Annotated in this window: 15 protein-coding genes; all 15 read right to left on the bottom strand. The window is 62.5% G+C overall.

Annotated elements, in window-relative coordinates:
- Positions 1–8: 8 nt before the first annotated feature.
- The 15 genes from AC07OK_RS02785 to AC07OK_RS02855 all read right to left on the bottom strand — a co-directional run bounded on the left by AC07OK_RS02785 (position 9) and on the right by AC07OK_RS02855 (position 21,228).
- Positions 9–776: a GIN domain-containing protein gene (locus AC07OK_RS02785; protein ID WP_494688851.1), complete on the bottom strand. Its 768-nt coding sequence runs from the start codon at positions 774–776 to the stop codon at positions 9–11.
- A gap of 99 nt (positions 777–875) precedes the next feature.
- On the bottom strand, positions 876–1,076 hold the full coding sequence (locus AC07OK_RS02790; RefSeq protein WP_494688852.1) for a hypothetical protein: 201 nt from the start codon (positions 1,074–1,076) through the stop codon (positions 876–878).
- Between the two features lie 161 nt (positions 1,077–1,237).
- A complete protein-coding gene (locus AC07OK_RS02795) occupies positions 1,238–2,401 on the bottom strand; it encodes a glycosyl hydrolase family 18 protein (RefSeq protein ID WP_494688853.1) in 1,164 nt (387 codons plus the stop codon).
- 15 nt (positions 2,402–2,416) lie between these two features.
- Entirely contained in the window at positions 2,417–3,529 is a 1,113-nt protein-coding gene (locus AC07OK_RS02800) for an acyltransferase family protein (RefSeq protein ID WP_494688854.1), read from the bottom strand.
- Positions 3,530–3,748: 219 nt separating this feature from the next.
- A complete protein-coding gene (locus tag AC07OK_RS02805; RefSeq protein WP_494688855.1) occupies positions 3,749–5,224 on the bottom strand; it encodes an ATP-binding protein in 1,476 nt (491 codons plus the stop codon).
- Positions 5,217–5,924 (bottom strand): response regulator, encoded by a 708-nt coding sequence (locus tag AC07OK_RS02810; protein ID WP_116988028.1) that lies wholly within the window; start codon positions 5,922–5,924, stop codon positions 5,217–5,219. The genes AC07OK_RS02805 and AC07OK_RS02810 overlap by 8 nt, the downstream gene beginning before the upstream one ends.
- Entirely contained in the window at positions 5,896–7,257 is a 1,362-nt protein-coding gene (locus AC07OK_RS02815) for an ABC transporter substrate-binding protein (RefSeq protein WP_494688856.1), read from the bottom strand. Before AC07OK_RS02815 ends, AC07OK_RS02810 begins: the two co-directional genes overlap by 29 nt.
- A gap of 95 nt (positions 7,258–7,352) precedes the next feature.
- On the bottom strand, positions 7,353–9,914 hold the full coding sequence (locus tag AC07OK_RS02820) for a family 20 glycosylhydrolase (protein ID WP_494688857.1): 2,562 nt from the start codon (positions 9,912–9,914) through the stop codon (positions 7,353–7,355).
- Between the two features lie 15 nt (positions 9,915–9,929).
- Entirely contained in the window at positions 9,930–12,563 is a 2,634-nt protein-coding gene (locus AC07OK_RS02825; RefSeq protein WP_494688858.1) for a TonB-dependent receptor, read from the bottom strand.
- A 92-nt stretch (positions 12,564–12,655) separates the two neighbouring features.
- Positions 12,656–15,286 carry a TonB-dependent receptor gene (locus AC07OK_RS02830; protein WP_494688859.1) on the bottom strand — a complete coding sequence of 877 codons (2,631 nt, stop codon included), beginning with the start codon at positions 15,284–15,286 and terminating at the stop codon, positions 12,656–12,658.
- A gap of 39 nt (positions 15,287–15,325) precedes the next feature.
- Positions 15,326–16,465 (bottom strand): ABC transporter ATP-binding protein, encoded by a 1,140-nt coding sequence (locus tag AC07OK_RS02835; RefSeq protein WP_494688860.1) that lies wholly within the window; start codon positions 16,463–16,465, stop codon positions 15,326–15,328.
- A gap of 24 nt (positions 16,466–16,489) precedes the next feature.
- Positions 16,490–17,356: a carbohydrate ABC transporter permease gene (locus AC07OK_RS02840; protein WP_217944307.1), complete on the bottom strand. Its 867-nt coding sequence runs from the start codon at positions 17,354–17,356 to the stop codon at positions 16,490–16,492.
- 10 nt (positions 17,357–17,366) lie between these two features.
- Positions 17,367–18,251 carry a carbohydrate ABC transporter permease gene (locus AC07OK_RS02845; protein WP_494689026.1) on the bottom strand — a complete coding sequence of 295 codons (885 nt, stop codon included), beginning with the start codon at positions 18,249–18,251 and terminating at the stop codon, positions 17,367–17,369.
- Between the two features lie 135 nt (positions 18,252–18,386).
- Complete coding sequence (locus AC07OK_RS02850; RefSeq protein WP_494688861.1) at positions 18,387–19,637, bottom strand: ABC transporter substrate-binding protein; 1,251 nt, start codon at positions 19,635–19,637, stop codon at positions 18,387–18,389.
- A gap of 232 nt (positions 19,638–19,869) precedes the next feature.
- Positions 19,870–21,228 carry a glycoside hydrolase 5 family protein gene (locus tag AC07OK_RS02855; protein ID WP_494688862.1) on the bottom strand — a complete coding sequence of 453 codons (1,359 nt, stop codon included), beginning with the start codon at positions 21,226–21,228 and terminating at the stop codon, positions 19,870–19,872.

A 21,228-nucleotide genomic window follows, 5' to 3' on the forward strand; every position in this document is an offset into this window, starting at 1 on the left:
TGTTTGTTTTACTTCCAACTTACCTTGCCCAGGCCGTCAACGCTCACGTTGCGGTTCAGGGGCTTGCCATAGACAGTGACCGATCCAAGGCCGCTCAAGTTCAATGTCGCATTGGTCTTGGCGTTGACGGTGGCGTTGCCCAGGCCGCTGAGCTCGACGTTGACCGAGTCCGCCTGGAACTGCTGCGCATTCAGTCCGCCCAAGCCGCCCAAGGTCGCCTTCAACAGCTTGCTATGGCCGCCGAGGGTGATGTAGCCGGCGCCGCGCAGGTCCAGTTCCACGCTCTCGTTCTCGCTGACCCACAGGTGCATGCTGCCGACGCCGCCCAGGTTGGCCTTCAGGACCTTGTAGTCACAGACCACTTTCATCGTGCCGGCGCCGTCCATCGTCAATTCCAGTTCGTCGCCGCTGAAGCCGCTGATCTCGGTCGAGCCCACGCCCTCCGACACCACTTCCCGCAACATCGGCAGCACCAGTTCGGCACGGGTGGAGGAGCGGCCGATCTTCAGGCCGCGGCCTTCCGTCTCCAGGTGCAGCGTGTCGCCGGTGGCCGATGCCGTCACTTTTTCCATGGTGCGCTTGTCCGCATAGAGCGTCAACGAAGGCGTGGCGCCCTGGCGCAGCTTGAGGTCGAGTACGCCATCGAGCTTGACGCGCACCACGCGGGCGTCGAGCGGAATGGTGCGCTTCTCGGTAGCCTCGTCAGCGGCTTGGGCGCGGCCAAACAGCGCACAGAAAGCGGCAAACAGCAGGCCAAATTGGAAAAGCTTGTTCATTATCGGGTTCCTCTGGTGTTGTTCTCAGTTGCTGCGAACGGCTAATGTAGCAGCGCACCAAGCTTTCTAGCAATCTTTGCAGTACGACCAATTGTCAAATTACGACAGGCTGGCTTTTTCCACTGCGCTCAGGCGCTTGGCCTTGATGACGACAACTTGCATCGGAGCGTGGGTGGCGGCGACCTGGATCGCTGGTTGCAGGGCGACGGCGGCCTGGGCGGCGGCGCTGGCGTAGGCGGAAGCGCCCAGCAGTACGGCGGCGGCGACGAAGATGACTTCCATGTTTTTGGCGATGTTCATTTTTGCTCTCCTTGTATGCGTTTCGGTATGTGATCACTATAGCCATCACTTGCCTGACGACCATGCGGATTGCGACGAACTGCACAAATGGGGGACTGGGCGACAGAAAACCGGGGATGGGGCTGGAAAGCGCAGCGGCGAGCGCCGCTGCGCGATGGGAATTACTTGTTCAGGCCGGCGTTGACGGCGGCCCAGAAGCTGGCGTCTTCCATGCCAAAGGCGTAGATCGACGTGCCGGCCAGGCCGTAAGCGCTGACCAGGGAGGTCTTCAGGGTCACGCTCTTGGCGTTTTCGTTCCACACCGTGTGCTTCTTGCCGGCTGCGGTGTAGTTGAAACTGATGGCGTTGACGTTATTGTCGTACTTGGGCGTGAGGCCATACTTCGTCAGCAGCGCAGGCACGTTGCGCCAGTACAGCTGGCTGCCGTCGCCCTCGCCGATCCAGTCATAGCCGTAGGCCGGGATGCCGTTCAACACCTTGGACGCCGGCGCCTTGCTGGTGGCGTAGTCGAGTGCGTTTTCCATCCAATCGGAGCCGGCCACCGGCCCCGCCGCCCACGACGGGATGGTTTCATCATAGGTCATCACCTGGACGTAGTCGGCCACCTGGCCCAGCGCTTGCAGGTCGAACGCCAGGTTGTGGATGTCGTTTTCGTCGGTGGAGGAAAAGGCCGGCACCGTCATGATCAGCTTCATACCCTGCGCGTGCAGTGCCGTCGCCAGCGCGCCGGCGAAGTCGCTGAGGTTCTTGCGGTCGGCCTGGTCCACCGCTTCAAAATCGATGTTAATGCCGGCGAAACCGTTGGTCTTGGCGAAGCTGACCAGGTTGGCCACCGACGCCGCGCGCTTGGCGCCGGTGACGGCGTGCGACACCGCCGGGTCCCAGCCATCAGGCGAGGTATCCGACACGTTGGAGATGCAGCCGTAGATGGCGATGTCCTTCGATTTGAGGAAGGTGATGGCGTTGGTCGGCGTCGGATCGCCGTTGCCTACCACGGCGCCGGCGCTGGTGATGTTCCAGAAATCGACGGCCACCGCGTTGACGTTGGCGTAGTACTTCGTCAGCGAACTGTAGTTGTTGGTATAGCCCGAATAATAGGCCAGCACCATTTTGCCGTTAGCCAGCGCCTTGCTGCCCGGCGCACCACCCTGCACCACGCGCTCGCTGCCGGCATCGGCCGGCGTCTCCGGCGAAGTCGCGCTGCGCGCGGCCGCCAGGTTGCCCATGCGCGCCATGGCGCGTGGCGATTGCTGCGCTGTCGGTTCCGAGCCGCCGCACCCGGCCAGCGCCGCTGCGATGCAAGTCGATATCAATAATTTTTTCATTGCGTGGTTCTCCAGTCAGAGTTTGATGTAGATTTTTTTCCGATCCAGCACGTAGCCAACCGACCAGCAGCCCAGCATGTACACCACAGCCCACAGCAGCGTTCCATTGCGGGCGCCGGCCCACGGCTGGAACAGGTTCAGGTAGATCCAGTCGAAGATATTCAGGTCGCCGATCTTGAACAGAAAAAAGGTGGACGCCACCACTTCGCTGAACAGATAGATGAACAAAGTGTTGCGGCCGAAGACTTCGAAGAAGTAAGTCCAGCCACGCTTGCCGAGCATGTCGATCACGTACAGCAGCAGCGACAGCGTGAACAGGTCGATGGCGATGGTCATCACCGTGTAGGAACTGGTCCACAGTTTTTTATTGAACGGGAAAACGCTGCTCCAGCACAGCGCCAGCACGGCCAGTACAGCGGCGGACATGGTCAGCTTGGCGATGGTTTCGTAGCTGGCGCCCAGGCGGCGCACCAGGCGCCCGGCGAAGTAACCGGCCAGCACGTTGACGATGGACGGCAGCGTGCTCAATATCCCTTCCGGATCGAAGGCGATGCCCTCGCCGTGGTACATATGCGCTTCGCCCAGCACCAGCAAATCCAGCTTGCGCTGCGCGTTACCGGCCAGCGTATAGTCGCCGAACCAGTACATCAGCGCCCAGTAGCCCAGCAACGCCAGCACCGCGAACACGATGGCGCCCTTCTCCTTCCAGTAATGCAGGATCAGCGAGCCGGCGCAGTAGCCCAGCGCGATGCGCTGCAGTACACCGAAGATGCGGGTGCCGGACAGCGGCAGTACAGTCAACGATCCACCCTCGGTACTGAAGAAGGGATACCAGTACATCAGGAAGCCGCACAGGAAGATCAGCGCGGCGCGGGTGAAGATCTTCTTCAGCACCGCCGCCTCGCCCATGCCCTCGTACTTCTCCAGCGTGAAGCTGAGCGCCGTGCCGACCACGAACATAAAGGTCGGGAACACCAGGTCGGTCAGCGTCAGGCCATGCCATTCGGCGTGCAGGAAAGGCGCGTAGGTGGTGGCCGGCGTACCCGGCATGTTCACCATGATCATCAGCGCGACCGTCAGGCCGCGCAGCACGTCGATGGCTTGCGAGCGTTGATGCTGTGTCTTCATTGATGGTCGACTTTCAGTGTGTGTTGGGTTGTTGCAGACGTTATCATCATCGCCAGCCCCCTGCGAATGGCGATAATGCCTTGATTCCATTGGCTTATTGCCGACGATGCTTACAGTTCTTTACGCGTACAGACGCGGTATGTGCGGCGTCGCGTCCGCCGCTGCAACAAAACTTCACAGAGCCTTACAAAATGTATTGCGCGGCTGTTGCTTTGGCGCTCAGGCGGGCAAGCGGATGATGGCGTTCAAGCCGCCCTCGGGATGGTTTTCCAGCTGCAGCTGGCCGCCGTGGGCCTCGATCACGCTGCGGGCGATGCCCAGCCCCAGTCCCATGCCGGCGTCGTTCTGCTCGCGGCCATGGGCCAGCCGCACGTAAGGATCGAACAGGCTGGCGAAGGCATCCTCCGGCACGCCGGGCCCGTGGTCGCGCACCGCGATCGCCACCGCGCCCGGCTCGCTGCTGACGCTGATCTCGGCGCGGTCGCCGTAATACAAGGCGTTGTCCAGCAGGTTGCCGATGGCGCGCTTCAAGGCCAGCGGCTTGGCGCGCACGGTGACGCCGCTGTCGCGATAGCCCACCTCGTGCCCCGCCAGCCGCGCACTGCGCACCAGGCGTCCCAGCAGCGCGTCGAGCTTGACCTCGGCCGGGTTCTCGTGGATGTCGCTGTCCTTCACGCATTGCAGCGCGCCTTTGACCATCATGTCCAGTTCATCGAGGTCTTCTTCGAACTCGTTGCGCAGCGCTTCGTCGTCCAGCAGTTCGGAACGCAGCTTGAGGCGCGTGATCGGCGTGCGCAGGTCGTGCGAGATCGAGATGAACAAGCGCTCACGATCCTCGATGTAGCGCTGGATGCGCTCGCGCATGGCGCTGAAGGCGCGCGCGGTGTTGATGAATTCACGGCTGCCCGTCTCCGGCAGCGGCGGCGCGCGGTCGTCCTGGCCTTGGCCGAACGCGGCGGCGGCATCGGACAAGGCGGCCAGCGGCCGCGTGATCCAGCGCACCACCAGCAGGCAAAGCAGCAGCACCACGGCCAGCGACAAGCCTTGCAGCGCCAGGCGGTCCCACGCCAGCGGATCGTTACTGCTCAAGAAGTACGGATTGGGCATCAGCGCCGCCATGTACAGCCAGTTGCCAGGCTCGATCTCGGTCTGTATCACCAGTATCGGCGCGGGGTCCGGCTGGATCAGCAGGATGTGCTGGACCCAGGCGTCCGGCAGGTCGCTCAAGCGGACACCGTCTTCCGACACCACCAGCTGGTCCGGCCAGGCGAAGGCCAGGCGGAAGCTGGGCGAATGCGGCAGGTCGCTTTTCAAGGTGGCGCCCACCGTCGCCAGCACGTTGCTGGCCAGCGGATGTTCGACGATCTGCTGGACCGGCACATAGGCGTGATTGAGATTGACGAAGAAGCGCGTGCCGCCCATCTCGCGCAACTGCTGGATTAGCAGCAAACGGTAATTCGCCGGCAGGCTGCGGAAGAAGCGGATCGCGCCGGATGCGCCATGCGCCATGTACTGCGACGCCGACTGCGCCTCCACCTGCGCCTTGGCGCGCAGCTGGCTGGCCCAGATCACGCTGGCGGCCAGCTGCGTCACCAGCAGCCCGGCCGCCATCACCAGCATCAATCGTCCCAGCAGCGACTGCGGCCAGATCCTGCCCAGCCTTTCCAGCATCCGATTCGATGCACGCTTAAGCATGCGAGACGCTGACATCGGCAGAGAACACGTAGCCGGCGCCGCGCACGGTCTTGATCAAGGCAGGCTGCTTGCCGTCGTCGTTGAGGCGCAGGCGCAAGCGGCTGATCTGCACGTCGAGCGAACGGTCCAGCGGGCCGGCGTCGCGGCCCCGGGTTTCCTCGCACAACACGCTGCGGTCCAGGATCACGCCCGGGTGTTCGACAAAGTACTTCAGCAGCTGGAAGTCCAGCCCCGTCAGCGCGACGACTGCGCCGGCGCTATCGAGCACCTTGCGCTCCATCAGGTCCAGCGTGAAACCGACGAAGCGGTAGTAGCGCGCCGACGGCGTCTCCAGCGCGGTGCGGCGCAGGATGGCCTTGATGCGGGCCAGCAGTTCGCGCGGGCTGTATGGCTTGGCGATGTAGTCGTCCGCGCCCAGCTCCAGGCCGACGATGCGGTCGGTCTCGTCGGAGCTGGCCGTCAGCATGATGATGGGGACATTCGATCGCTGGCGCACCTGTTTGCACAGCGCGAAGCCGTCGGTATCGGGCAGCATCACATCCAGGATCACCAGCGACAGCTGCTCGGAGTGGGTATGCAGCTCGGCCAGGAAGCTCTCGCCGTTATGCGACAGGATTACTTCGTACTGGTTTTTCTCCAGGTAGGTCTTGAGCAGGACGCGGGTCTTTTGGTCATCGTCTACGATCAGTATCTTGCGCACCGGGTGCTCCTTGGCTTCTGAGGTTAAACAGTCGGAACAACGCGCCCAGGCGCCGTTGCGCCTCGGCGGGCGTGGCCCTGTCGTCTAGAAAATATCGGTGGATTTCGGCGATGATGGCGTCGCGACTGGCTTCGTCCGTGGCCATGCGGTGCACCAGGCTAGGCGCCTGCACCGCGGCGCCCTGCGCGAAGGCGGTCCAGGAGGCGCGCGCGCAGCTGTCCATTTTGGACGGGTCGGCGTCGCGCCGCACCGGCACGGCGCCCTTTAGCGCGTTGTATTCCGCCTGCACCGTCGGCGACACCAGCAGACGCGCCATCTTTTCCTGCGACGCCATGTGGCGGTAGTCGCCGGCGAACATGGTCAGCGTGTCGACGCTGTACAAGTGGTACTTGGCGGTGCCCGGCGCGGTGCCGCAGGCGTAGTCCTCGTCCAGCGTCATGCCGCGTTCGGCCAGTTCCGGCTTGGCCCAGTCGCCCATGATCATCATCGCGGCTTCACGACGAGCGAACTGGCGCACCACTTCCGGCCAGGGACGCTCATCAAGCTGGCCGCTGATCCAGCCCTTGACGATGCGCAGCCGCTCCAGCGCTTCGGCGGTACGGCGGTCGGCGGCGGCGGCCGGATTGCGGCGCACGAACAGCTCGCGGTAGAACTCAGGCCCGCTTTCGGCCAGCACCAGGTTTTCGAATAGCGCGGCCACCTGCCAGGATTCGCTGCTCTGCGCCAGCGGCATGATGCCGGCGGCCTTGAACTTGAGCGCGACGTTCTGGAATTCTTCCCACGTCTGCGGCGGAGTCACTTTCAGCTGGGCGAACAGCGCGCGGTTGTAATACAGCGTATTGACGCGATGGATGCCAAGCGGCGCCGCCACCACGTGTTTGCGATGCTGGATCAGCGTCTGGATGGTGGGGAACAGGAAGCCGTTCCAGTTGCCGGTGCTGGCGACGCTGTCGATTTCCAGTAGCAGGCCCAGTTCCGCCCATTCAGCGACGGAGACGCCGATGATCTGCGTGACTTCCGGCGCATCGCCGGCCAGCACGCGGCTCTTCAGCACCTTGCCGGCGCCCAGGCCGGCGCCGCCCGGAATGGCGGCATCCTTCCATTCGAGGCCTTCGTCGGCCATGCGGGCGGCCAGCGCATTGGCGGCCTTGCGCTCGCTGCTGGAAGTCCACCAATGCAGTACCTGCAGCGTATTGAGGGAGGTGGCCGGCGCGCCGGCGCCCGCTGCGGGAGGCTGCGGCTGTTGCGTTGCGTAGGCCATCGACAGTCCGCCGCAATTGAAGGCGCAGGCCGCGGCCAGCAGGCCAAAGGTCCACGCTTTTTCTATCGACACAATCACTCGCTATCCCGTACAAAACAGTGCCATGATTATAACGGAGAAGCCGCCCGCCGGGATCAATTGGTATGCTTCGCGTGCGCACTCCCCGTTCAATGGTTGTCGATGTGCGACACCGCGCCCATCCTGCCGTTGCGGTCGAACGCCGCCACTTTGATTTGGCCCTTGTCGGATATCGGCCCGCTCACTGGTTTGCTACTGGTATTCGGCTCGCCACCGTCACTGGTGTAGCGCATGGCGATGCCCGGCAGGACGTGGTTGACCAGCACCCGGCCGCCGTCCAGCACCAAGCCCGGTGGCGCGATGCGGTAGTCGACGCCGGCGTGTTCCAGGTCGAGGCGCGGCAGCACGCGCTGGCTCAACGTGTTGACGAAACCGGACCACGCGCTGCGGTGCAGCGCGGCGGCTTTGCCGGCATCGGGTTCGGTTGCCCAATCGGGATCGGGAGCCCACGAGCGCTCGGCCACCGCCAGCAGGCGTGGCATGACGAGGTAATCGATGCGTTCCGGCGTGCGCACGGTTTCGGTGAACAGCGTGGCTTCCAGGCCGCGTATGCGGCGCTTGCCGTAGTCGGTCAGCGCGTCCTTGCCGATCAGCGGCGGGTTGGCGTTCTTCAGGTAGTCCAACGGGATGAAGTCGTAGACCGTATCCAGTTCGACGTAATCGCCCCAGTTCACGCCTGGCTCTTCGGGATTGGCGTTGTAGGCCATGTCCATGTACATCTTCGTCACTGGCGCGAGCACGACGTCGTAGCCGGCGTTGGCGAGCCGGTAGGCGAAATCCTCGGCGCCTTCGGTGTTGTTCCAGACGTAGGCGCTGAAACCGCGTTGCGTGAAGTGCGGATTCGGTATCAGTTTGTGCTCGCCGCGCAGCTTGGTGCCACGGGCCGCCAACTCTTCCCAGCCGGAGGCGTACAGGCCGTGCTTGCGCAGGATCGCGTCGACCCGGTCGTAGAAGTAGTCCCACAGTTCGGCGGTGCTCTCCAGTTTCTTCTTCTGCATGACCGCGCGACTGGCGGGCGACTGTTCCCATGCGCCGCCCGGCAGCTCATCGCCGCCGACATGGATGGTATGCAGCGGCACGCCCGCTTCCTTGTACATCGCCGCGACCTGCGTTATCACATGGTCGATGAAGGTGAAGCTGGACTCCAGTCCGGGATTGATCACGTGATCGTTGTACAGCTGCGCCGATTTGTAGACCGACTTGTCGGCGAGATCGTTGAGCAAATATTTGGCGGCGTCGCCCTTCCCTTCGGCCTTCAGGCGGTGGTAGCGCGCTTCCATCGACTTGACGGCGGCGCGGGCGTGACCCGGCATTTCGATTTCGGGTATCACTTCGATGTGGCGCGCGGCGGCGTAGCGCAGGATCTCGATGTACTCGGCGCGGGTGTAGTAGCCGCTGCCGCTGGCGTCCAGCGGATCGGGGCCGGAGCCGTAGGCCGGCTGCATCCGCACGCCGGGCTTGGCACTATGGCCGCGCACCGCGCCGATGCTGGTCAGCTCCGGCAGGCCGGCGATCTCCAGCCGCCAGCCTTCGTCTTCCGTCAGGTGGAAGTGGAATTTATTGAGCTTGTAGCGCGCCATCAGGTCCAGCATCTTGAAGACTGTCTGTTTGGTGTGGAAATTGCGGCCCACATCGAGCTGAAAGCCGCGATATTCGAAGCGCGGCGCGTCGGTGATCGTCAATGCCGGCAGTTCGATGCTGGCGGCGCCCGGCAGTGGCAGCAGGTCGCGCAGCGATTGCAAACCATAGGCGACGCCGGCCGCGCTGTTGCCGACGATGTCAATGCCGTTCTTGATCGTCAAGGTGTAGGCTTCCGGGGAAGTGGAGCCAGCCACGACGCCCACGCTCAGCCGCAGCGTCGGCGCATTCGCGCCGGCCGCCGGCAAACTGGCGGGGAACAGCGAGCGAGCAAATGCCGCCTCCGTCTTCAGCGCGGCGGGAGCGACGATCGTCGGCAGCGCGGCAAGTTGCAACTTGCCGCCGCCAGTTTGCAGATGCTGCGGCGTCGGAAATACCGGCGACAGCGAGGCGGCCGGCATCCAGTCCGCATTCGCGTTACGGCGATAGATGTCCTGCGCGGTGACGACCGGCTTGGCGCCGCTGCTGCCCTTATCCAGCTGTTCGGGACGCGTAACAGGCAGCAGCTGGTAGTCGGAGATGGCCTGACCGACGTCCGGCGCAACGTCGTAGACCAGGTAAGGCCCGGCCGGCGCCTTGGCCAGCTTGATGACCAGGTCGGGATGGTAGTAGGTGATATTCAGCGTCTGCCCCGCCGGCACGCCAGCAAAGCCGGGCGCGGGACGAATGCGGAACAGATTGCCCGAAACCTGCTCAAGCAGCAGATCGCCTTCCAGCGGCCCGGTCGCCACGCCATCCATGACGTTGAAGTACAGCGTCCAGCCCTGCGCGGGCAAGGACTGCTGGCTAAGATTGGTCAGGATCAGGCGCGCCTGCGTGCCCCCGCCCGGCGCCTCTGGCGTGAACACATTGCGCACCAGCTCCCAGCGCAAGCGGATCTGCGCGCCATTGGCGTATCCGGCCACGGACGCCGTCTTTGCTTCCGGTGCCGCCTGCACGGCCGCCCCACCCGCCATTGCCACCATCAGCCACGAGGCCAGCGCGATGCCACCGTACTTGATCTGCTTACGCATTCGATTCCTTTTCTTTTACCAGGTGGCGCCGAGGCGGATGCCGAAGATGCGCGGATCGTTGTAGGACGCCGTCACATAGCCGGGATCGACCACGCTTGCGTAGTTCTTCGCCAGCGTCTGGCCCCAGTTTTTCACATAAGCCTCCACGTGCCACTTGCCGCCCGGCGAAACCAGCTTGATCGCCGCATCGACCGTGGTGTAGGCCTTCTGCGCATCGGAGATGTGGGGATTATCCAGATTCCGCAGCGAGAAGTACATCTTGTCCTGCCAGCGTGCGGAAATCCACGGCGTCAGCGTATAGTCGCCCAATTCGAAGTCCTGCGAAACGTTCAGGTTCAGTGTATTGGCCGGCGCATACGGCAGGCGGTTTCCCGCGATATTCAACGGGAATTTTCCGGCAAACAGAGGATCTGTGCCTTCATATGCCACGCAAGGCGGCGCGCCGTACTTGTCGCGGACGTTGCAGCTGATCGAACTATCCTCGCTATAAGTCGGATAGGACTTGATGACCGCCTTCAGATGCGAATACGAGTAAGCAATGTGCGAACCGGGCCACGGCTTGTACTCGCCCTCGATTTCCAGGCCGGAGATATTCGCCTGCGCCGCATTCTGCGTGCCGTAAATGACCACGCTGTCGCAATACGGATTGGTGGCGGTGCACGGCACCTTGGGAATGATCTTGCCGACGGTGACACCGCCGGTCAGTTGCATATCCTTGTAGCGGCTATAGAACGCGGTGGCCGAAAAACTCAGCTTGTTGTTCAGCAGGCGGCCCTTGTAGCCCAATTCGAAGTTGGTCAGCGTTTCAGGATTCCACGGCATGTTGGTGTAGTGCGGTCCCGGCGACAGGCCGGCGCAATTGCCGTTCAAGCCGGTGCGGCAGATATCTTCCTTGTCGCTGAAGCCCCCGGCCTTGTAGCCGGTCGACAGCGAGGTGTAGACCATGTCGCGCGGCGTCAGCTGACGGCTCAGGCCCAGGCGCCAGGTGAACTTCTTCCACGAGGCCGAATCGTCGCTGATCACCGGATGGATCGACGAATCGAAACCGCCGGCGCCGTAGTAGCCGCCCATGCCCGGCTTCAGGTCGGAGCTGTTGAACGGCACGAAGCCCGGCATACCCGGTGTACCGGGATTATGCAGCCCCTTGAAGTAGATCGCCGGATCATCCGAAAAGGCCGTGTCCCAATACTGTCCGCCAACGTCCTTGCGGGTGTCGCGGGTCATGCGGCCACCCACTGTCAGGTTCCAGGTCGGCGCGAACTCCCAGTCTGCCTGCGCGAAGATGGCCTTGGAATCGGACTGGCGGTCGGCCTGGTGATAGAAGTACGACTCTGCCGGGAAGCCGTAAGTGCCCCACGACGCGCCCAGGTAATCCTGCGCGTAGTCGATGCTATTCTTTTCGTGCATCCAGAACAGACCCGCCACATATCGTAGGCGGTCGTACTTGCCGCGCAGTTGAAGTTCGTGGACGGTGGAGACGTATTTGGATGCCGTGGTGTAGGTGGCATAGTCGTTGAACGGCGACGTGCCGGGCCGCGTCGCCAGCTCACTCTCGATAGGCTGGTAGCCGCTGTCGCTGTCCTGGATCTCGCGCCGCTTCTGGCTGGACCACGAAGCGTTGTACTCGATGGTGGTGGACGGACTCAGATCCCATACCAGGCCGCTGCGCACGGTGTCGATGGTCATGTCCATCACGCCGGGCACGTTGACCTTCACGTCCCACTGACCGCCGGTGCAGGCATACGGCGTGCCGGCCGCCTGCCCGCAGTCCTTGATCGGCAGGTCGCCGGCGCCGTTGTTCTGGTACTTCTCGTAGGTCAGGCGCCAGTCGAGATCAGGTCGGATCTTCCAGCGCGCCTGCAAGCGCGCCGCGTATTCGTCTTTGTTGGTGTAGAACTTGTCGGCGCCGACCTTCTGGTTGAAGCGCTGGTCAACGTCCGGGATGACGTTGCCGGCGGCGTCGCGTGCCGGTACGATGCCCAGCGCCGGGAAGTTCGCCGCGTAGAAGTCCTGTTGCTGGTTGATGTAGCCGTCACGCTTGATCTTCATCGCCGTGACGCGCATCGCGAAATTGTCATTGACCGGTATGTTCTGCACCGCCGAGATCTGGCGTCCACGGTAATTGCTCAAATCCGCTTCTGCAGTGCCGTAGCTGCTGCCGAATTCCGGCTTGGCCGGAATGATGTTAATGCTGCCGCCGGTCGAGTTACGGCCGAACAGCGTCCCCTGCGGACCGCGCAGCACCTCGACCTGATCGAGATCGAACATCAACGCCAGCGCGGCCTGGGGGCGCGGCTGGTACAGGCCGGCCACGTGCAGGCCCACGGCCGGATTGCCGATCTCCGTGAAGTCGGAGCTGCTCACGCCCCGGATCGCGATCTGCACGCCGCCGCTGCCATCGTTGGAGGTGCCCAGTTGCAGGTTGGGGATCTGGCCGCTCAATCCACGCACGTCGGTGATGCCGTCGCGGCTGAGCGCCTCCTGCGTCACCGCCGTTACCGCCACCGGCGTCTTGAGCAACGAGGTGGAATGGCGTGTCGCCGTGACCTTGACCTCCGCCACCTGGTCCTTGGTGGCGATGGCCGACGTATCGGACTCCTGCTGTGCGTGGGCCGCACCGGCACAAATGCTGCCAATGGCGAGACTCATAAATTTTCTCTTGATACTATGATGCGACATCATTGTTCTCCCGATCAAACGTTATTTGTCTCGCCAGCAGCAAGGTGTTACGTCCAGCTTTTTTAGAACTTGGCTTTCAAGCCGATGCTGTAACGCGCGCCGTTTTCGTACACGCCCACCGGCAAGCCGTCGGTCGTATTGGTGCGGATGACTTCATTGGTGATGTTCACCGCCGTCAGATACAGGCTAATCTTCGGCGTGATATCCCAGCTGGCCGACGCATCCCACTGGCCGTAGGCGCTGGTCACGTCCTGGCCGCCTTCATCCAGCGCACCATAGGCCTTCGAGCGGTAGTTGTACGACAGCCGCGCGCTGTAGCCATCCTTTTCAAAGAAGCCGGTGATATTGGCCTGGTTGCGCGAGTTGCCGACCACGTTCAGCTTCACGCCACCCGCATTGGCGCCGGTCTTGGCGTCGGTGTAGGTGTAGTTGACGATGGCGCCGAAGCCGCTGCTGAACGCTTGCTGCCATTGCAGTTCCAGGCCGTTGACCGTTTCGCCGTTGTTGGCGTTGTACGGACGGGTGACCGGACGCATCACGCCCCCTACGTTCTCCGTCGCTGTCTGCGTGTAGATGAAGGTGTCCAGCTTTTTAGCGAACACGGTGGCCGACAGCAGCGAGGCATCGGCGTAGTACCACTCGGCGCCGAGTTCCGCCTGATTGGCGTGGTAAGGCTTGAGCAGCGGATTGCCGGAAGTGGCGGCATTGGTGGTGCCGCTGACTTCCGTACTGGCGCTCAAGTCGCTGTAGGTGTTACGCGCCATCACACGCGCCACGGCGCCGCGCACCAGCAGCTCTTTGTTGACGGTGTAGACCGCGTTCAAGTTGGGCAGAACGTCGGTATAGCTGCGGCTGACGTTGGCCAGCGAATAATTGCCGGTGCCGGTCAAGTCCTGGTAGGCCTCGGAGGTCTGGTCGGTCTTGACGATGCGGGCGCCGAAGTCGCCGCGCCATTGGCCGGTGGCGAAGTCCGCGCGCGCATAGGTCGCGTAGATCTTTTCCTTGATTTTGTAGTACTCGCCCTTCGCTTCCGCATAGACCATGCCTTTGTCGTACATAGGGAAGCCCTTGGAGTAGGCCAGACCGTCATCCACCCATGCGTACTGCGTCAGCGATCCTGGGTTGGCGGCCTTTTGGCTCAACAGAGGCGAAGCGCCAGTCGACAAGTCGGCCAGCGAGAACGACTGCCAGCCAGGATTGCCAGGACCGTCGGTGCCGATGGTGCGGTGGTTCTGCACCGTGGTGTCACGGAGCTTGGCGCCAACCTTGAACGACTTGAAGAAGCCATTATTGAAGTCCAGCGTCAAGTCGCCCTGCGCATAGTTTTCCTTGGTCTCCATGCGACGAATCCAGTCGCGCGAGCTTTGCAGCGTCAGCTTGCTCGGATCGAGAGGATTGATATCCTGGTACTTGACTTCATACGTGTCCGGCGCGATGTTGAAGGTGGTGCGGGTATTCCCGACGAACCAGAAGTTGCGGTCATGGTCGCTGCCGCCCGAGCCCTTGGTGGTGCCGGCCTGGCCGTGGAATTTCCAGTTGTCGGCGTCGTAGGTGCCTTCCAGGTCCAGCACTTCCGACTTGATGTAGGACTGGCGGAAGATAGGCTCGAACGACACACCGCCCGTAGGGCCGACGGTGCCGCCGACCAGCGCCTTGGTGCCGTTGGAGGTGGTGATGAACTTTGGATTAGTGACAGCGATATTGCCCTTCGCATCCGCCAGGCCGCCCGCTTCCCACAGGTAGTTCTGGTTGCTGTTGTCCATGCTCATGTCCGAGTTCATGTAGTTCAGCGAGATGTCAGTGTTCGCGTTCGGGCGGGCTTGCAGGGTCAGGTCGCCGGTGGTGCGTTTGCGGTCCTGGCGGAAGATCGCCGAACCGCCGCCCCACGATGCATAGGCGCCAGGCGTGACAACACCGTTCTGGTCGACGATGTTGTACTTGGTCGAGTCGGTGAAGTTTTCCAGGCCGTCGCGGCGCATGGTGCGCTGCTGGCGGCTGACCGCGACCAGCGCGCCGAAGGTCTTCTGCTCGTTGGTCCAGCTCAGCAAACCGGAGATCTGCGGATCGGTTTTCTTCGGCAGCTTGCTGTAGGTCTCCTCGACCGACACCTGCGCCACCAGCGGTTTCAATTGTAGTGGCTTGCGGGTCTTGACGATCACCAGGCCGCCGATGCTACCCTCGTCCAGGTCGGCCGATGGGCTTTTGTACACGTCGATGCTGGCCACCAGTTCAGAGGCCAGGATATCGTAGTTGAAGCCACGGCTTTGCGAATCGTTCTTCCACCAGTAGCCGGAAGCGACGGCCTGGCCGTTCAACTGGGTCAGGTTCAGGTTCTTGTCGGTGCCGCGCACGAAGATGTCGCGGCCCTCGCCCCAAGTGCGGTCGACGGAGATGCCCGGCACGCGTTGCAGCGAATCGGCCACGTTCTTGTCCGGGAATTTGCCGACTTCCTCGGCGGTGACGGTGTCGATGACGTTGCCGGAATCGCGTTTCTCAGCCAGGTTGCGCTTCAGGCGTTCGCGGATGCCGCGCACTTCGACGGTTGCGGTGTCGCCAACCGGTGCAGCTTCGCTGGTTTGAGCCGCTTCGGCCGCAACTGGATCCGCCGCATGCACCTGGTGCGCAAAGCCGCCGCTCAGCGCCAGCGCGATCAAGTGAGGTAGTAGTTTTTTCTTAAGTACCGGCTTAGTCATTCAATTCTCCTTGTTTGAAAAATGTGAACCGCATTGATATCAGACGCTGCGCATCATGCTGCGCGCGGCCGACACCATATTCCCCGGACGCAGGCGGCGTAGCGCCTGTCCCCCTTCGTCAAACACGTGGAAGGCGGTGCTGTCGGCCGAGAAGACGATGGGCTGTCCGATCTCGACGTGACGTTCGCCGTCTCCGCGTATCACCACGTCTTCTGCATCTTCACGACTGACGTAGATGTAATTGGCTTCACCCAGGTGTTCGACCACACTGACCTCGCCTTTGAAAACTTCCGAACCGGCGCGCGATTCGTTGATATGTTCGGCGCGCAGACCGAGCGTGACCTTCATGCCGGTGCGCAGGCCGCTGCCGTCGACGGCGGCGCGCACCGCTTCGCCGCCGGGCAGCAGCACCAGCACGCCGCCGGCGCCCGCTTCGGCGACGGTGCCGGCCATCAGGTTCATCTTCGGCGAACCGATAAAGCCGGCGACGAACAGGTTGCGCGGTTGTTGGTACAGGTCCAGCGGCGTGCCGGCCTGCTGGATCTGCCCTTCATGCATGACCACGATCTTGTCGCCCAAAGTCATCGCCTCGACCTGGTCGTGCGTAACATAGACGATGGTGGCGTCCAGCTGGCGGTGCAACTTGGCGATCTCCAGGCGGGTCTGCACGCGCAGCGCGGCGTCCAGGTTGGACAGCGGCTCGTCGAACAGGAACAGCCGCGGTTCGCGCACAATGGCGCGGCCGATAGCCACCCGCTGCCGCTGGCCGCCGGACAGCTCGCGCGGCAGACGTTCCAGAAGGTGTTCGATCTTCAGCGTGGCGGCGGCGCGGGTAATGCGCTCCTTGATCGCCGCCTTGCCCTGCCCCGCCACCTTCAGGCCGAAGGCCATGTTCTGGTACACCGTCATGTGCGGATACAGCGCATAGCTCTGGAACACCATGGCGATGCCGCGTTCGGCCGGCGGCAGGTGGTTGACCACCTCGTCGCCGATCGACATGCTGCCGCCGGTGATGCTCTCCAGGCCGCACAACATCCGCAGCAGCGTCGATTTGCCGCAGCCGGAGGGGCCGACCAGCACCACGAACTCGCCGTGCGCGATATCCAGGTCGATGCCGGCCAGGACATCGGTCTTGCCATCATAGGATTTACGCAGCTGCTTCAGGCTGACACTTGCCATTACATTCCTCTTTCTGTTGTTGGGTTACTTGACCGCGCCGGCCGTCAGGCCGCGGATCAATTGACGCGAAAAGACCGCGTACAAAATCAGCATCGGAATCACCGCCAGCGACAGCGCCGCCAGCACGGAATTCCAGTCGGTGACGTACTGGCCGATGAACTGCTGCACGCCCAGCGTGACGGTCTTGGTGCGGTCGGACGGCGCCAGGATCAGCGGGAACCACAAATCGTTCCAGGCCGGGATCATGGTGAACACCGCCACCGTGGCAATCGCCGGCCGTATCAGCGGCAGCACCACCTGGAAGAAGATGCGGACTTCGCCGACGCCGTCGCAGCGGGCCGCGTCCTTCAACTCCGACGGCACCTGGCGCATGAATTCGGACAGGATCATGATCGCCAGCGGCAGGCCCTGCGCCGTGTACACCAGGATCAGCGCGGCCAGCGTGTTGACCAGGTCCAGCTTGACCATCAGCTCCAGTATCGACACCGTGCCGAGGCGGATCGGGATCATGATGCCGAGGGCGAGGAACAGCGTCAGCACGCGGTTGCCCATGAAGCTGTACTCCGACAGCGCCCACGCCGCCATCGCGCCAAACAGCACGATGCACAGCAGCGCCACCAGCGTCACATACAGGCTGTTGCCGAAGTAGAGCAGGAAGTTGGTGCTGGCCAGGACCTTCTGGAAGCCGATGAAGGTCAGCGACTCCATCGTCGGCAGCGCCAGCGGATCGTCGAAGATGGCGGCGCGGCTCTTGACCGAGTTAATCAGGATCAGCGCGATCGGGAACAGCGCCAGCACGGTGTAGGCGATCAAAGTCGCGTGCACCATCAGGCGGCCCAGGTCGAAGCGGCTGGCCAGCGGTACGGGTGGATTCATGGCGATAGCGGTCATGTCGCGGCCCTCACAGTGCAAAGCGGGTCAGCCTGCGCTGGACAGCGACAAAATAAACGCCGACTCCGGCCAGGATCACCAGGAACATCAGCGTGGCGACGGCGGAACCCAGGTAGGCGTTGCCGACCTGCGCCTGATAGCCGAAGAAGGTGCGGTAGAACAGCGTGCCGAGGATATCGGTCGAATAATTCGGCCCGGCCAGCGCGCCCTTGATCGAGTAGATTAGATCGAAGGCATTGAAGTTGGCGACGAAGGTCAGTATCGTCACCAGGCCAAGCGTCGGATAAATCAGCGGCAGCTTGATCTGCCAGAAGATGCGCAGCGCGCTGGCGCCTTCCACGTGGGCCGCCTCGACGATCTCCTCCGGCACCGCCAGCAGCGCGGCGTAGATCAGCATCATCGGCATGCCGATGTACTGCCACACCGAGATCATCGACAGCGTCGCCAGTGCGGTTTCCTCCTGCCCCATCCACGGCGCGAACCAGTCGGCCAGACCGGCAAAGCCCATCAGCTTCTCGCCCACACCCCACAGCGGCGACAGGATCAGCTGCCAGATAAAGCCGATGATCACCACCGACAACAGCGTCGGCAAGAAGATCAGCGTGCGGTAGGTACGGGCGCCGCGCAGCCCTTTCAAACTAAACAGCGTCGCCAGCAGCAGGCCGACAGGGTTCTGCAGCAGCATATGGATGCAGAAAAATTTGGCGTTGTTGGCCATCGCGTTCCAGAAGCCCGCCGACCAATCCGGATCGAGCAGGATAGTGCGGAAGTTATCCAGGCCGACGAAAACCGTCGTGCCGTTGTCGTCGGCGCTGAAGAAGCCCTGCGCCAGCGTCTGCACCAGCGGCAGCGCGCTAAACAGGGAGTAGACGATCACCGCCGGCGCCAGGAACATCAGCAACTGCCAGGGCCGCACCGTATTAACCACGTGTTTCAAGTAAGCCTCCAGAATTCGGGCAAAAAAGAGCCGGCGCCGCGCCCGGCGCCGGCCAAAGGAATCACACAATCAGGGGGAGGGATTGGTGTGATACTACTTTTGCTGTGGCTTGTACCACTTCGCAAAACCGTTTTGCAGCTTGGCTGCGGCATCCTTGGGCGCCAGCTTGCCGTTCAATACCTGCGCGTTCACGTTCCACAACTCGCTTTCCATGCTGGGCTGCCCGCGATTGAGCACCTGGGCGTTGAAGCGTATCGTCGAAGCGCAGCTGCCGCGCCATTCCGCCATCTGCTTGGCCACAGGGTCGCGCACCGCGATCAGGTGATTGGACAGCGAGAAGAAGCCGGTCACGCGGTTGGTGTAGATGTCAGCGAATTCCTGCGAGCCCACCCAGGCCAGGAATTTGTATGCGTCTTCCTTGTTCCTGGATTTTTTGTTGACGCCAAGGCCGATGTCCATGTGATCGGAAATGAAGCACGGGTCGCCCGCCTTGCGCACCGGCGGCGCAAACGCGCCCAGCTCCAGGCCCGGCGTCTGGCCAAAGTACGAGATATCCCAGGAGCCGGTCGGATAGATCGCCGCGCGGCCCAGCGCGAACTGGTTCTGGCTGTCGCCATAGGTTTGGGCGCTGGCACCCTTGCCGAGATAAGTGCCCATCCTCTGCTCGAACTGCATGGCTTCGACGAACGGTGCGTCGGTCAGCTTGGCTTTGCCGGAGATGAGCGCCTTGCGGCCTTCCTCGCCGCGCCAGAAGTTCGGACCGATATTGGTATAAACCATTTGGCTCGATTCCCACTGGTCGGCCGTTCCCAGCGCCAGCGGAGCGACACCGCCCTTCTTCAGCGCCTCCAGCACGGCGAAGAATTCGTCGACGGTCTTCGGCGGTTGCAGGTTCAGTTTTTTGAAGATCTTCTTGTTGTATAAGAAGCCGTGGATCACGGAGGCCACCGGCATGCAGAAGGTGTCCTTGCCGTCGTCGGTCTGCCAGGCCACCGTTGAAGTGGGCGCGAAGTTCTGCATGCCCGGCTTGCCGTCCAGCTTCTCCAGATGGCCCTTCTTGTAGAGCGACAGCGAGACATCGAACGGCCGGCAGGCTATCAGGTCGCCGGCGGTACCACCGGCCAGGCGCGCGGCCAGGCTGGAGTCGTACTCGGTGGGCGCGGTCGGCGCGAATTTGACTTCGATGCCGGGATTGCTCTTTTCGAAGGCCGGCAGCAGCACTTTTTCCCACAGCGTCTTATCGTCGACGCGCCAGCTTTCGATCACCAGGGTGCCGGCCTGGGAGGCCTGGGCGGAGAACATGGCGATCAACAGAGCGTGGCGAACAATCCGGCGTACTTGCATGTATGGGTCCCTTTGCATGGCTTTATTTACAACGATGAATTTATTCTAGCACCGGCTTTTCTGTGACAGGCGAGTGAGTTGCCTTACAGAACAAGCCATCTAAGCTATTGAATTCATTGAGATAAATTTTCAGCGAGGGATCACTGCATTACATTTCCTTACTGCCGATGGGGACGCGAAGGGGAGTTGGCGGAGACAACGCCCCCGCCCTGCAAGGCTTCGTAAGAAATGCTTACATAACTTTACAAAAAGCTGGGGAGCTTGTTGTTGGAATGCGGCAGATGCCGTGCAAACGGTCGGCGTACTCCTTAATGAGCAGCAGGGAGCCGACGTCGGAATCGAATACCGAGTACAGGCCCTGCTCTTCCTGCGGCGGATCGCCGACGAAGTCGTTCCCCGGCTTCCACCAGTAATCCGCATTGGCGGCGCGGCCGGCGCCGCCCCATGCCCAGAAATTGAAGCCGGCGATCGGATCGCCCTTGCTGGCGCGCTGGTAGATGACCTCAAAGACTTCGCGGTAGTAGCGGTCGCGGATCTTGGTGGTGGCCTTGATGCTGAACGATGGACCGTCGCGGTCGAGCCCAAACTCTTCCAGCACGATAGGCTTGTTCAGCTTCTTCGCCAGTTCGATGTGCGTGTTCAGGTAGTCGCGGCTCTTGGCAATGGCGCCGTCCCAGCTGCCGGTGGGGTTCTTCGAATCGAACCAGCCCCAGTTCTTGGGCCACAGGTGATAGGTCAGGTAGTCGATATTGCTGGTGCGGTGCGCGTCCAGGTAGAGCTGCGCGTCCTGCGCGGAACCGACCACGCCTTCGCTGCCGCTGCTGACCATGTGGTTCTTGTCCAGGCTATGGATGTAGCCTGCCGTTTCGTCTATCCATTTGACGTAGACCGCCCTTTCCTTCGGCGTTACCTGGCTGGTGCCAGGACGCGGCTCGTTCGCCAGCTGCCACGCCATGATGCTGGCGTCCTCGGAGTACGGCTTGCCGGTGACGGTGTTGACGCGCTTGACGATCCTCGCGATCACGTTGCGGTACTCGGCTTGCGAAGCGGCGCTGCGATAGAAGGCGGAGGTACTGGTCAGGAAGCCGTCGAAGTCCTTGGTGACGTTGGGGTCCAGCGCCGGCGTGCCTTCGAACCAGTTCAGGTACTGCGTCATGCCGCCGGACCATTGCCAGAAGTTGTTCAGGTAGAGCACCACCGTCATATCGCGCTTGGCGACTTCCGCCATCAGGAAGTCCAGGCCGACCAGCAGGTCTTCGTCGTACTGGCCCGGCGCCGCCGTCGTTGCGGGGCTGACGGCGCTCTTGATGTCCGTCTTTTCCGACACGGCCAACACGCGCAGGTTGTTGATGCCCAGCGCGCGCATATTGTCCAACTCCTTCAGCAGGCGGGCGCGCTCGCCCACACCGCCGGCCGAGCCGAGATAGCCGCCGTACCAGAAATTGGCGCCGACGATGTAATAGGCCTGGCCCTTGCGGCTGAAGTGCGTCATCCTGGCGCTAACGAAATCGCCATGGGCGTCGGCCGCGCCCACCATGCCGCAGGCGCCCAGCATCAGGGCGGCGGCGCAGAATTTGAATAGTCGTTTCAT

It is taken from the genome of Duganella sp. GW821-FHT07G03 (assembly GCF_059418605.1).